This is a genomic window from Flavobacterium aquaticum (assembly GCF_003259835.1).
GTDB classification, from domain to species: Bacteria; Bacteroidota; Bacteroidia; order Flavobacteriales; family Flavobacteriaceae; genus Flavobacterium; species Flavobacterium aquaticum.
Map to the genome: position 1 here is coordinate 136,311 of NZ_QLMI01000007.1, position 14,552 is coordinate 150,862.

At 32.9% G+C, this 14,552-nt stretch carries 11 protein-coding genes; 9 read left to right on the forward strand and 2 right to left on the reverse strand.

What is annotated here, in order from left to right; genetic code table 11:
* Positions 1-1,092: a helix-turn-helix domain-containing protein gene (locus B0I03_RS11440; RefSeq protein WP_181452388.1), complete on the reverse strand. Its 1,092-nt coding sequence runs from the start codon at positions 1,090-1,092 to the stop codon at positions 1-3.
* Between the two features lie 137 nt (positions 1,093-1,229).
* Between B0I03_RS11440 and B0I03_RS11445 the strand changes: the two genes are divergently transcribed.
* From B0I03_RS11445 to B0I03_RS11460, 4 genes are all read left to right on the forward strand, one after another.
* Positions 1,230-2,450 carry a choice-of-anchor L domain-containing protein gene (locus B0I03_RS11445; protein ID WP_111567572.1) on the forward strand — a complete coding sequence of 407 codons (1,221 nt, stop codon included), beginning with the start codon at positions 1,230-1,232 and terminating at the stop codon, positions 2,448-2,450.
* 10 nt (positions 2,451-2,460) lie between these two features.
* Positions 2,461-2,964: a hypothetical protein gene (locus B0I03_RS11450; RefSeq protein ID WP_111567624.1), complete on the forward strand. Its 504-nt coding sequence runs from the start codon at positions 2,461-2,463 to the stop codon at positions 2,962-2,964.
* An 80-nt stretch (positions 2,965-3,044) separates the two neighbouring features.
* Positions 3,045-5,876: an excinuclease ABC subunit UvrA gene (gene uvrA / locus B0I03_RS11455; RefSeq protein ID WP_111567573.1), complete on the forward strand. Its 2,832-nt coding sequence runs from the start codon at positions 3,045-3,047 to the stop codon at positions 5,874-5,876.
* A gap of 88 nt (positions 5,877-5,964) precedes the next feature.
* Positions 5,965-6,690 (forward strand): LOG family protein, encoded by a 726-nt coding sequence (locus B0I03_RS11460; RefSeq protein WP_111567574.1) that lies wholly within the window; start codon positions 5,965-5,967, stop codon positions 6,688-6,690.
* A 34-nt stretch (positions 6,691-6,724) separates the two neighbouring features.
* Here B0I03_RS11460 and B0I03_RS11465 read toward each other — a convergent pair whose 3' ends face one another.
* Positions 6,725-7,588 (reverse strand): alpha/beta hydrolase, encoded by an 864-nt coding sequence (locus B0I03_RS11465; RefSeq protein WP_111567575.1) that lies wholly within the window; start codon positions 7,586-7,588, stop codon positions 6,725-6,727.
* A 167-nt stretch (positions 7,589-7,755) separates the two neighbouring features.
* On the opposite strand from B0I03_RS11465, the gene B0I03_RS11470 reads away from it, so the two are divergent.
* From B0I03_RS11470 to porQ, 5 genes are all read left to right on the forward strand, one after another.
* Complete coding sequence (locus B0I03_RS11470) at positions 7,756-8,574, forward strand: M48 family metallopeptidase (protein WP_111567576.1); 819 nt, start codon at positions 7,756-7,758, stop codon at positions 8,572-8,574.
* Between the two features lie 64 nt (positions 8,575-8,638).
* Positions 8,639-9,928 (forward strand): MFS transporter, encoded by a 1,290-nt coding sequence (locus tag B0I03_RS11475; RefSeq protein ID WP_111567577.1) that lies wholly within the window; start codon positions 8,639-8,641, stop codon positions 9,926-9,928.
* A gap of 40 nt (positions 9,929-9,968) precedes the next feature.
* Positions 9,969-10,688 (forward strand): hypothetical protein, encoded by a 720-nt coding sequence (locus B0I03_RS11480; protein WP_111567578.1) that lies wholly within the window; start codon positions 9,969-9,971, stop codon positions 10,686-10,688.
* A 197-nt stretch (positions 10,689-10,885) separates the two neighbouring features.
* The gene (gene lon / locus B0I03_RS11485; RefSeq protein WP_111567579.1) at positions 10,886-13,348 is read left to right on the forward strand and encodes an endopeptidase La; all 2,463 of its coding nucleotides are present in this window, start codon (positions 10,886-10,888) and stop codon (positions 13,346-13,348) included.
* A 120-nt stretch (positions 13,349-13,468) separates the two neighbouring features.
* Positions 13,469-14,488, forward strand: coding sequence for a type IX secretion system protein PorQ (gene porQ, locus B0I03_RS11490; RefSeq protein WP_111567580.1), 1,020 nt, complete (start codon positions 13,469-13,471; stop codon positions 14,486-14,488).
* Positions 14,489-14,552: the final 64 nt, after the last annotated feature.

Genomic DNA, 14,552 nt, shown 5'->3' on the forward strand with positions numbered 1-14,552 from the left:
TTAATTCTCTTTGTTTTTCTTTTTAAATTCAGAAGGTGTTATGCCTGATATTTGCTTAAAAGCATTATTAAAGGAAGACTTTGAATTAAATCCAACCAATTCACTTATTGCTTCAATTGTATAATTTGAATATTCTTTACTAAGTAAAATATCTTTTGCTTTATTAATTCTGTAAGTATTAATAAATGTAACAAAATTGCATTTTAGGTCTTGATTTAATATATTAGAAATATAACTACTGTTGATATTAATTTCTTTTGAAATGTCATGAATGGTTAAGTCTTTTTTTAGATAAATTTCATTTTTTTCAACAAACGCCACTAAATTTTTTAAAATTTCTTTTCTTTTTAGCTCGGGTAATCCATTTTGGATTTCTTTTTTTGAAAAATTTTCGTCAATTAATTGAAGTTCAATGGAGTTTTGGTTAAATCTCTGAAAATAGAGATATAAGCTAATCATCAAAAAAGGAATATAAACTACAAAAGGGGATGCATTTGGGCTTAACCCGAAAAAGCAAATTATAAAAACGATATATCCCAAAACAAAAAAGCTTATCCATTTAAATTGGATTCCAGCTTGATACGAATATTCTTCTTTAATCCTTTTAGAATTCATCTTAAACACATTATAGGCTTTTATTAAATAGTAAATATTCATTAAGATAAAAGTCACTTTTAGTGAAAAGAAATTGGTATAATCTAGTTTTTTAGTAAGATCTGTAGCATTACTGTCAAAAATTAAAGGTATTAAATTAAAAAGTAAAGATTGAATTGGAATAAAGAAATGAATCCATAAATCTTTTCCAAACTCTTCATCGTGGTTATGTACTAATGATTTAATATAGAGAAAAACTAAAATGGGTAATGAAAGCATTATTGGGTAGAAAAAGACTTCCACATACTTGAAAACGGTTGCTATAGACTTTAAAAATTCCATCAAAAAATTTAATGAAATTGCAAATAATGCAAATGAAAAAAACAAGAAAAATATCCCTAGAATTATTTTTGAAAATCCTTTATCGTGTTTTTTAAAGAGTAATAATACTCCAATTAAAAAAGAAATAATTATAGGAAAAAATAGAGTAAACAGCATATTTATAATGTTTTGCAATTTAAAAATGTATGAATTATTGAAATCAATACATATTTGATAGCTCATTTAAAATAAAAAACGGCTCTTAAAGATAAATTTACGCAAAAAAAAATGCCAACCAAATATTTAATGATATTATGAAAAGAAATTATTTTCTATTATTCTTTGTTTTTGTATTTCATATTCATTTTAGTCAAATAACGATTTCTAATGCTACCTATACACCAACTCAATTAGTAGATGGTGTTTTGGTTCCTACAGGTAGTGGAGTGGTTATTTCAAATGTTACTTTTAGTGGAGTTCGTAATGTTTCAAGCCGATACCAAGTGGGATATTTTTCAACATCAACCACTACTTTAGCTCAAATGGGGTTTTCATCGGGAGTAGTTTTAACAACAGGAAATACTTCAGAAATTCCTCTGGCACTTGGTGTAAATCCTGGGGCTGCTGCTCAAATGAGTAGAAATTATACGTCATGTACTACAGGCGAAGTAAGAAAATCAGGAACTTGTGGGGTTACAATTAATGATTTGGATATACTTTCAGGTGGTTTTAATTACTTTAACACAGCCATTTTAGAATTTGATTTTGTTCCAGAAAGTTCAGAAGTATCCTTTAGATATATTTTTGGTTCTGAAGAATATTCAGATAATGGTGGATTTATTAATTATCAGTGTTCTTCCTTTAATGATAAATTCGGATTTTTAATAAGTGGACCAGGAATTTCAGGTGGAGCAGGGTACACAAACGATGCTCGTAACATAGCAAGATTAGATAATGGTTCTGAAGTTTCGATAAATTCTGTAAATAACGGAGTTGTAGGTTCAAGTGGTGGTGCTCCAAATGCTAGTCGATGTTCTTCTGTGAATCCAAGTTGGGTTCAAAATAATACAACTGCTGAATTTTTAGGAACTATTGATGGAACTCAATTAAACGGAAATACTAGAATATTAACGGCCAAACAAACAGGTTTAACACCAGGAGCAACCTATCATATTAAATTGATTGTAATGGACATAAGTGATGGTGCTTATGATAGTGTTGTGTACTTAGAAGCGAATAGTTTTAAAAGTATTTGTGAGTATGACCCAAATTTAATTGGAACACCAAATCCATCAAAAGTTGGAATGGGAACTTTTCAAAATATAGATTCAAATTGGTTAACCAACATAAATAACGGGGCTTTAGTTTTAGATTCAAGCTCAAAAGGTTTGGTAATAACAAGATTAACAACTACTGAACGCGATGCGTTAAATGCAATAGAAGGAATGTTGATTTATAATACTTCTATAAATTGCTTTCAGTTGTACAACGGAACTACATGGAATTGTATCAAGTTAGCCTGTATTAATGATTAAATTATTAGCTATGAAAAATATATTCATTACAATTTTAATTCTAACACCATTTTTTATTTTTTCACAAGTTGGAATAGGAAAATCAAGTGTTGATGGCGATGGTATTTTAGATTTTGAAAACCCAGCTAAAGGAGGAATAATTCTTCCATCGGTTACTAGTTTACCAACAGGAAGTGCCGCTACTAATGGAACAATTTTATACGATTATACAAATGGTAGAGTTAAGATTAGGCAAAATAATGTTTGGGAAAATCTTACTCCAAAACTTGGCGATACATCAGATATTAATTTAAATACTTCACCAGAAACTGGAAATGGTGTTATAATTGGAGCAAATTCCTCAAGTGCTGATGGAGTATTAGTTCTAGAATCACAAACAAAAGCACTTATTCTTCCAAAAATTGATCAACCACATTTAAATCTTGTAAATCCTTATCCGGGAACCATGTGTTATGATACTTATAATAAAGCAATTGCTGTTTTTGATGGTTCTAAATGGTATTTTTATAAGTAAACAAACTATATAATTTGACTGACAACTTAGTTAGTTTATAAGTTTACAATTCAGTATCTTTGCGTTTTGCTTAAAAAAACATGCAACACACAGAAGAAACTATCGAAATTATTGGAGCAAGAGCTCATAATCTTAAGAACATAGACGTTACTATTCCGCGCGAAAAACTTGTAGTTATTACAGGTTTATCGGGTTCAGGAAAATCCTCATTGGCTTTTGATACGATTTATGCGGAAGGTCAACGAAGATACATCGAAACTTTTTCAGCTTATGCACGTCAGTTTTTGGGTGGATTAGAACGTCCTGATGTAGATAAAATCGACGGACTTTCGCCTGTGATTGCTATTGAGCAAAAAACCACGAGCAAATCGCCTCGTTCTACTGTGGGAACAATTACCGAAATTTATGACTTCTTGCGTTTGTTGTATGCTCGTGGCGCTGATGCTTACAGTTACAACACAGGAGAAAAAATGGTTTCGTATTCCGATGAACAAATCAAGCAATTGATTTTAGAAGATTTTAATGGGAAAGGCATCAATATTTTAGCACCAGTTGTTCGTTCTCGTAAAGGACATTATCGCGAATTATTTGAGCAAATTGCCAAACAAGGCTTCTTAAAAGTTCGTGTAAATGGCGAAATTCGTGATTTAGAATACGGCATGAAAGTCGATCGTTATAAAACGCATGACATTGAAATCGTAATCGATAGAATGGCAATTGATAACGAAGAAGATACTGATAAACGTCTATCAGAAAGCATCAAAACCGCTATGTATCATGGCGAAGATGTCATGATGGTGATTGAACAAGAAAGCCAAGAAGTGCGTTTTTACAGTCGTAATTTAATGTGTCCATCTTCTGGAATTTCGTATCCAAATCCTGAACCGAATAACTTTTCATTCAACTCTCCAAAAGGAGCTTGTCCGTGTTGTAACGGATTAGGAACTGTGAATGAAATCAACCTTCAAAAAATTATCCCAAACCCAAAATCATCAATAAAAAATGGTGGTTTTGCTCCTTTGGGAGAATATAAAAGTTCATGGATTTTCAAGCAATTGGAAATTATCGCACAAAAATATGATTTCAAAATAACCGATGCCATTGAAACCATTCCGCAAGAAGCAATGGATATGATTTTGTATGGTGGAAACGAAAAATTTTCAGTCGTTTCAAAGGTTATGGGAATTACCAAAGATTATAAAATCGATTTTGAAGGAATTTCTAACTTCATTAAAAATCAATATGATAATTCCGATTCAGCTAGTATTAAACGTTGGGCAAAAGAATTCATGGACGAAAACGATTGTCCAGAATGTGAAGGAACGCGTTTGAGAAAAGAGTCATTATATTTCAAACTTAACGGTAAAAATATTGGTGAGTTAGTCCAAATGGATGTTGCTGAATTATCCGAATGGTTTGCAGATTTAGATAATCATTTGTCTGAAAAACAAAAAGTTATAGCAGTTGAGGTTGTAAAAGAAATCACAGCGAGATTGCAATTTTTGTTAGATGTAGGTTTGAATTATTTATCACTAAACAGAAGTTCAAAATCGCTTTCAGGTGGTGAGGCGCAACGCATTCGATTGGCAACGCAAATTGGCTCTCAACTAGTTGGGGTTTTGTATATTTTAGATGAACCAAGTATCGGTTTGCACCAAAGAGATAATGAGCGTTTGATTAAATCTTTAGAAAGTTTACGCGATATTGGTAACTCAGTAATCGTAGTGGAACACGACAAAGACATGATTGAACGTGCCGATTATGTGATTGATATTGGTCCGAAAGCTGGTCGTTTTGGTGGACAAATTATTAGTAAAGGAACTCCAAAAGAATTGTTGAAAGAAGATACCATTACGGCTCAATACATGAATGGTAAAATGCAAATTGAAGTACCAAAAACACGTCGAGAAGGTAATGGTAAATCCATCAAATTATCTGGTGCAACAGGAAATAACTTGAAAAATGTTTCGATTGAAATTCCGCTTGGAAAATTGGTTTGTGTTACTGGAGTTTCGGGAAGTGGAAAATCGACATTGATAAACGAAACGTTGTATCCAATTTTAAACGCGCATTTTTTCAATGCAGTTAAGAAACCACAACCTTACAAGAAAATTGAAGGTTTAGAACATATCGACAAAGTAATTGACATTGACCAAAGTCCGATTGGAAGAACACCGCGCTCTAATCCAGCTACTTATACCGATGTGTTTTCTGAAATTAGAAGTTTATACACGCAAACGCCTGAAGCGATGATTCGTGGTTATAAACCAGGAAGATTCAGTTTTAACGTAAAAGGTGGTCGTTGTGAAACTTGTGAAGGTTCAGGTGTTCGCACGATTGAAATGAGCTTTTTGCCTGATGTATATGTAGAATGTGAAACCTGTATGGGAAAACGTTTCAACCGAGAAACATTGGAAATTCGCTATAAAGGTAAATCGATTTCTGATGTGTTGAACATGACAGTGGATGAAGCAGTAGATTTCTTTGAAAATATTCCGAAAATTTATCGAAAAGTTAAAACCATTCAAGATGTTGGATTAGGTTATATCACATTGGGTCAACAAAGCACAACGCTTTCAGGTGGTGAAGCACAGCGTATCAAATTAGCAACAGAACTTTCTAAAAAAGATACTGGTAATACCTTTTATATTCTAGATGAACCCACAACCGGCTTACATTTTGAAGACATTCGCGTGTTAATGGATGTCATCAATAAGTTGGTTGACAAAGGAAATACGGTGTTAATTATAGAGCATAATTTAGATGTAGTAAAATTATCGGATTATATTATCGACATTGGTTACGAAGGAGGAAAAGGCGGCGGAGAAGTCGTTGCGAAAGGAACTCCAGAAGAAATTGTAAAAAATAAAAAAAGTTATACAGCGCAGTTTTTGAAAAAAGAATTATCTTAGCAACCTAATTACTACACACAACAACACTGCTAAAACTTTATTATTTAATCGTAATAGTTTGTTTACAAACAAATTAACTAAAATTATTATGGCAGCAGATCAGTACGAAAACGAAGACCACAGAATTCAAGAGAAATTCAAGCAAAAGACTTGGAATGAAATAAGAACTAATGATTCATGGGCAATTTTTAAAATCATGTCAGAATTCGTAAATGGTTACGAATCGATGGGAAGAATTGGTCCTTGTGTATCTATTTTTGGTTCGGCAAGAACAAAACCAGAAGACAAATATTATTTATTAGCCGAGAAAATCGCTTACAAAATTAGTAAAGCAGGTTACGGAGTAATTACTGGTGGTGGTCCTGGTATCATGGAAGCAGGTAACAAAGGAGCACATTATGGAGGCGGAACTTCGGTAGGTTTAAACATCGAATTGCCTTTTGAGCAACACTTTAACCCGTATATCGATAAAGATAAAAACTTAAACTTTGATTACTTCTTCGTTAGAAAAGTAATGTTTGTTAAATATTCACAAGGTTTCGTGGTTATGCCAGGAGGTTTTGGAACATTAGACGAATTATTCGAAGCGGTTACCTTAATTCAAACGAAGAAAATTGGAAAATTCCCAATTATTTTAGTTGGAACTGAATTTTGGTCAGGTTTATTAGATTGGATTAAAAACGTGATGATTGACAAAATGAAAAACGCTAGTCCAGAAGATATGAACTTAATCAAAGTAGTTGATACAGAAGATGAGGTATTGGAAGCGTTAGATAACTTCTACAAAAAATACAATTTGTCACCAAACTTCTAAAAAAGCAAAAGTCCTTCAAACCGAAGGACTTTTTTTATTTTGAAATAAAAGCTGTTATCTTTTTTATGACTTCATCATCACCAAGAATTTTACGATGACCTAAACCTTCGGTAATTACAAGTTCTGAACCTTGTAAATGTTCATGAATATGATAAGCCGCTTTAACGGAAACATCATCATCTTCTTTATCATGCATGATTAAAACTGGGATTCTAATTTCAGCAGCTGCTTTGTAGGCCGAATAATCATCCATTTTTCCGACAAAACGTTTTTCAAAATGATCTTTTAATTTGATTCCGTATTCTGGTTTTAATTGTAATTTCTTGATAAAATCATCAATAATATCTTGAATGATATCACCAGCTCCAATGGTAACGGCTTTTTTAACATTCAGATTTTGCTTAATCGCATTCAAAACCGACATACCGCCAAGCGAATGTCCAATCGCATATTCAAATGAACCATATTGCTTTTCTAATTCTAAAATTGAAGCAATAAATTCGGTCATAATGGAATAATTTCCTTTCGATTTTCCGTGTGCTGGCGCATCAAAACTTATGGTCATGTAGCCCATTTTTAGTAACTCATCCGCAATTTTAACCAATTGCGTCCCGCGACCAGACCATCCGTGAACTAAAAGTACCATTTTATCACTTTTTCCATATTCATAAACTACAATTTCTTTGTTTATAGATGGAACCATAATACTTTTTTGAACACTTTCACGTTCCATGTGTAATTCACGTTTTGGTAATTTATGGCGGATTGGAGTTGTAAAAAGTTTTGCAGCAAATTTAATTGTTAAACTTGATGAAATAGCTTGGAGAAATTTAGCTATATATAAAATAGGTTTAGGTATTTCAATAACTTGTGATTGTTTTTGTTTCTTTTTGGGCATAATCTGAAATTTTGCGCAAGTTACAATTTATGTAAATCGGGTAGTAAAATGAAGGTAATAAAATAAAGTTAAATTCTAAATTACTTAAGATTGTAAATTGGTACAAAATTTGTTTAAGGATGAATTGTTAAACTATAAAATCGTATTTTTGTAAAAAATTTTCACTCATGAATTTTAAATTTAAATTTATCGCATTTGCTATATTGATACTAGTTGTATCATGCGCTAAGAATCCGTTTACAGGAAAAAGTACAATGGCATTAGTTCCTAATAGTCAAATTTTTCCATCGGCTTTTCAACAATATAATCAATTTTTATCTGAAAATAAGGTAATAAAAGGTACTGCCGATGCAAAAAGAATTGAGACAATTGGTTCTAAAATAAAAACAGCATCAGAGAGATGGTTAACTGCTCATAATCAAGCAGATTATTTAAAGGATTATGCTTGGGAATATAAATTGGTAGATAGTAAAGAAGTTAATGCTTGGTGTATGCCAGGTGGAAAAATTGTTTTTTACACTGGAATTTTACCAATTTGCAAAGACGATGCGGGAATAGCTGCTGTAATGGGACATGAAGTGGCTCACGCTTTAGCAAATCATGGTCAACAAAGAATGAGTGCTGGACTTTTACAGCAATTGGGAGCTGTTGGAACTCAAGTAGCTGTTGGTAACAAAGATCCTCAAACACAAGCTTTAATTATGCAGGCGTATGGAGTAGGTTCTCAAGTAGGAGGTATGTTACCTTTTAGTCGAGCTCATGAAAGTGAAGCAGATATGATTGGATTAACATTAATGGCAATTGCAGGTTATGATCCAATTAACGCCGTAAAAGTTTGGGAACGTATGTCGGCAAATTCAGGTGGACAAGCACCACCAGAAATCTTAAGTACACATCCAAGTAACGAAACACGTATTAAAGAATTAACCGCTTTAATTCCGCAAGCAAAAGCCGAAGCAGCTAAGTTTGGTGTTACTTTTAAATAATTAAAAAATTACTATTATATTTGAATCCCGACAGTGTCGGGATTTTTTATTTAAAATAACTTTTATGCAACAACTTCAAAAAGGAGATTCAAAACTTTTAAATGCTTGGGCTTTTTACGATTGGGCAAATTCGGTTTACGCTTTGGTGATTTCTTCAACTATTTTTCCATTGTACTACGGCGCTTTATTCCGCCAAAAGAATATTGAAGAGATTGTCTTGTTTGGTTTTTCTATTCGAAGCGAAGCCTTGATAAGTTATGTTACCGCTTTAGGATTTCTAATCATCGCATTTATATCGCCATTATTATCAGGAATTGCTGACTACTTGGGGAATAAGAAGTTTTTCTTAAAACTTTTTTGTTATGTAGGAGCTGTTTCTTGTATGAGTTTGTATTTCTTTTCATTAGATACAGTTGTTTTAAGTTTAGTTTCGTATTTACTAGCCTTGATTGGTTTTTGGGGAAGTTTAGTATTCTATAATTCCTATTTACCCGATATCGCTCACAAAGAACAACAAGATACTATTAGTGCAAAAGGATTTAGTTTAGGATATATTGGAAGTGTAGTTTTGTTATTGATTTGTTTAGCTATGGTTATGTCAGTAGAGGATGACCAAAAATTACAAATGATGCAATATTCGTTTCTTTTAGTAGGTATTTGGTGGTTAGGATTCAGTCAATACACTTATTACTACTTGCCAAATAATAAAAACGAAAACAAACTGCATAAAAATGTACTATTCAATGGTTTTAAAGAATTACGAAAAGTTTGGCAACAAATTAAAGAATTAAAATCTTTACGACGTTATTTAGGCGCTTTCTTCGTTTATAGTATGGCAGTGCAAACTATCATGATTATTGCTGCTTATTTTGGTGAAAAAGAAGTGCAATGGGGTAGCGATAGTAAGCGAACAATGGGATTAATTGTGAGTATTTTATTAATTCAATTAATTGCTGTTTTAGGTGCTTGGCTAACATCTAAACTTGTTGCTAAATATGGAAATATCGCAATTTTAATTGGTTTAAACTTCTCATGGATTTTAATTTGTACTTATGCCTATTTTGTAGTTACTCCAAATGATTTTTACATTGCTGCAGCCTTTGTGGGATTAGTAATGGGAGGAATTCAATCTTTATCACGATCTACTTATTCTAAATTTATTCCTGAAGATACAAAAGACACTACTTCGTTTTTTAGTTTTTACGATGTTGCGGAAAAAATAGGTATCGTAATTGGAATGTTTACCTATGGCTATATCGCCGATGTAACGGGTAAAATCCAAAATGCTATCTTGTTTTTAATCTTATTTTTTGTTGTAGGATTACTTTTATTACTCAGAGTACCAAAAAAATAAAATATCTTTATATATTTGGAAAAATAATTCAAATTAACTTATGAAAACTATAAAATCAATTGTAACACTTTTCGTTTTAACTTTAGCTTTTACAACAGTTTCATGTGATAATGAGCCTGTAGATCCAGATTTAGAAATTGGTGGTGGTGGCGGAGGTTCATCTTCAGGAGATTATTGGCCAACTGCAATTAATAACGAATGGATAATGGAACGCGATGGTGTTGAATTAGATCCTATAAAAATAATTGGAACAGGAAATTTTGGAGGACAAACCTATTACAAATTTGCTCCTCAATCAGGTTCAGGTTCAGCAGTTTCAGGTTCGGCTACAACTTGGTTAAATAAAAACAACGGAGTTTATAAACTAAAAACGGATGATTTAGTCATAAATGCTGGCGGTTTAACTGGAACTCAAACAGGTTATGAATATATTGTTTTAAAAGATAATATTGCTGTTGGTCAAACATGGAATGGATCTTACACGCAAACAACATCGTACACAGGAATTCCTTCCATTACATTAACAATAAATTATACAGGTACAATTTTAGCAAAAAATGTAACTGCAACAGTAGATGGAGAAACTTATAATGATGTAATTAAAGTAAGTTTTGTTCAAAATACTATTATGCCAGGAGCTCCTCCATCAACAATAAATTCTGAATATTGGTTTGCAAAAAATGTAGGGATTATTAAATCAGTAACTAATTCTTCAGGAATTATTTATGAGTCTATCTTAATTGATTATACTCTTTTTTAAAAACTAAAGTGAAATATATACAGAATCCCGAATTAACACTTCGGGATTTTTTATGGCATACAAATTGACCTACTAGAATTGAAATAGTGATTTAAATTTATTTTATGGTTTGATTATCAATAAAATAACGCCTTAATGCGTAACTTTGAATACTATTTCAAAATAAAATTACTGACAAAAAGACCATAAATATTATTATGCCGAATCAAAAAATACTAGCGCTTGACAATTTGTCACTTCAAGAAATGGATCCAGATGCGGAATTGATTCCGTTAATGACGCCTGAAGATGAAGAAGAAATGAACAACGAGGCTTTGCCTGAAGATATCGCCATTTTACCTTTACGAAATACCGTTTTATTCCCAGGAGTGGTTATTCCAATTACTGCCGGAAGAGATAAATCGATTAAATTAATTAATGATGCCAATGCGAAAGGTAAAATCATTGGTGTGGTAGCACAAATTGATGAAAACGTAGAAGAACCAACTCCAAATGACGTACATCACATTGGAACTGTGGCTCGTATCATGCGAGTTTTAAAAATGCCTGATGGAAATACAACCGTTATTCTTCAAGGTAAAAAACGTTTTGAAGTAGAAGCGTTTACGCAAGAAGAACCTTATTTGAGAGCCAAAATCAAAGAGGTTACCGAGGAGCGTCCAGATGATAAAAATGTCGAGTTCAAGGCGATTGTAGATTCTATTAAGGAATTGGCAATCCAAATTATCAAGGAAAGTCCAAATATCCCAACAGAAGCTACTTTTGCAATCAAAAATATCGAAAGTAATCCGTTTTTGATCAATTTTGTTTCTTCTAACATGAATCTTTCGGTAGAAGAAAAACAAGAATTACTATCGATTCCAAATTTAAAAGATAGAGCGCTTGAAACTTTGCGTTTCATGAACTTAGAGCTTCAAAAATTAGAAGTTCGCAACGATATTCAATCAAAAGTTCGTTTCGATTTAGACCAACAACAACGCGAATATTTCTTACAGCAACAAATGAAAACTATTCAAGAAGAATTGGGGGGCGTTTCGTATGAAGCTGAAATTGAAGAAATGCGCGCCAAAGGGAAAAAGAAGAAATGGGATGATAAAACAGCGCAACATTTCGAAAAAGAATTGTCTAAGCTGCAACGTACCAATCCAAATTCACCTGATTTTGGTATCCAACGCAATTATATTGAGTTGTTTTTAGAATTGCCTTGGAATGAATTTACCAAAGATAATTTCGATTTAAAACGTGCTCAAAAAATTCTGGATAGAGACCATTATGGTTTAGAAGATGTAAAGAAACGTATTGTTGAACATTTGGCAGTTTTAAAGCTTCGTAACGACATGAAATCGCCAATTCTATGTTTATACGGACCTCCAGGAGTTGGTAAAACGTCAATTGGGAAATCTATTGCAGAAGCTTTAGGAAGAGAATATATCAGAATGTCGTTAGGCGGTTTACGTGATGAAGCGGAAATACGTGGTCACAGAAAAACGTATATCGGAGCTATGCCAGGAAGAATTCTACAAAATATTAAAAAAGCAAAAACATCAAATCCGGTATTTGTTTTAGATGAGATTGATAAATTATCGTCAAGTCATAATGGTGATCCATCTTCGGCTTTATTGGAAGTTTTGGATCCAGAGCAAAACAAAGAATTCCATGATAATTTCTTGGAATTAGGGTATGATTTATCAAAAGTGATGTTCATTGCGACTTCGAATAGTTTGTCAACCATTCAACCAGCACTTCGTGATCGTATGGAAATCATCGAAATGACAGGTTATACGATTGAAGAGAAAACGGAAATCGCTAAAACACACTTGTTACCAAAACAATTAAAAGAACACGGATTAACCGCTAAAGATTTACAAATAGGTAAAAAGCAATTAGAAAAAATCGTAGTAGGTTACACGCGTGAATCAGGTGTTCGTGGTTTAGAAAAGAAAATCGCTCAAATGGTACGTCATGCTGCAAAATCAATTGCCATGGAAGAGCCATATAACGTAAAAGTTTCGGATGCTGATATTTTAGAAGTATTGAAATCACCAAGAATGGAGCGTGATAAATACGAAAATAACGATGTGGCTGGAGTTGTTACAGGTTTAGCTTGGACATCAGTTGGTGGTGATATTTTATTTATCGAATCCTTAATCTCAAAAGGAAAAGGAGCTATGACGATGACAGGTAATTTAGGAACTGTAATGAAAGAATCGGTTACGATTGCTTTGGAATACATTCGTGCTAATGCGGAATTCTTAGGAATTGATCCGGAAGTTTTAAATAATTATAACATTCACATTCACGTTCCAGAAGGAGCAACGCCAAAAGACGGACCAAGTGCTGGAATTGCCATGTTGACCTCGATGGTGTCTTCTTTCACCCAAAAACGAGTGAAAAAACACATCGCCATGACAGGAGAAATTACACTTCGTGGAAAAGTATTGCCAGTCGGCGGAATCAAAGAAAAGATTCTAGCTGCGAAAAGAGCAAACATCAAAGAAATCATTTTGTGTAAGGAAAACAAACGTGATATAGAAGAAATCAAAGCGGATTATATCGAAGGATTAACATTCCATTACGTTGATCGAATGAGCGAAGTTTTAGACATTGCCATTACGAATCAAAAGGTGAAAAACGCTAAAGTTTTAGAAAGTAAAAAGTAAATTCACAAGAATTAGAATAGGAACTCTCAATAATTCATTTATTGGGAGTTCTTTTTTTGTTTCCTAACCGATATAATTTTATCTTCGCAGTTGCGTTATAAGTAAGATTAACACCAAAAAATGCTAAGAAAACTCGTATTACTACTCTCATTTCTACTATCGGCTGTATCTTTTAGCCAAATAGGAGGTAAAGCAGTATATCAGTTTTTGAACTTAGCGCAATCACCACGACAAGCCGCTTTAGGTGGAAAAACGGTTACAGTTGTCGATTATGACGTAAATCAAGCGTTTTATAATCCAGCTACAATTAATGCCGAAATGCACAAAAGATTATCGGTAAATTATGGAAGTTATTTTGGAGAAGTTTCTTATGGAACAGCCGCTTATGCGTATACTTACGACCGACATTTGCAAACGTTTCATGCCGGAATAAGTTATGTTAATTACGGAACTTTTGAAGGACGCGATGAACTAGGAAATTTAACTTCTGATTTTACAGGAAGTGAAGCCGCATTGTCAGTAGGGTATGCCTATAATATTCCTTGGACCGATATGTTTGTGGGCGCCAATGCAAAATTAATCTCATCCACTTTAGAAAGCTATAATTCTTGGGGAGCCGCTGTAGATTTAGGATTTTTGTATGTGGATTACGACAATGATATCAATTACGGATTAACGGTTAGAAATTTAGGTTTTCAAATCAAACCATACGAAGATACGAATGAGAAATTACCTTTAGCCATTGATGCTGGAATTTCGCAATTAATGGAAAATGTACCTATTCGTTGGCACATGACTTTTGAAAATTTACAACAATGGAATATTGCTTTTTCCAATCCAAATAGAGCAGAAGGCAGTTTAGATGGTGGTTCGGAAGAAGAAAAAGTATCTTTTTTTAATAACGCTTTACGACATGTAATTTTAGGTGCAGAATTATTTCCAGAAAAAGGTTTTAATATTCGATTGGGTTATAATTTTAGAAGAAGCGAAGAGTTACGAATTTTAGAACAACGTAATTTCTCAGGAATATCAGTTGGTTTTGGATTGCGATTTGGAAAAGTGAAATTTGATTATTCGTATTCCAGATATACAGTGGCGGCCAATACCAGTTTATTTGGTTTGATGATTGATTTGGAGTAGAAATGAGTGATTAGTGAAAAGTAATTAGTGATTAGCTTAAATGCATTTCATTATTACTAGGCTA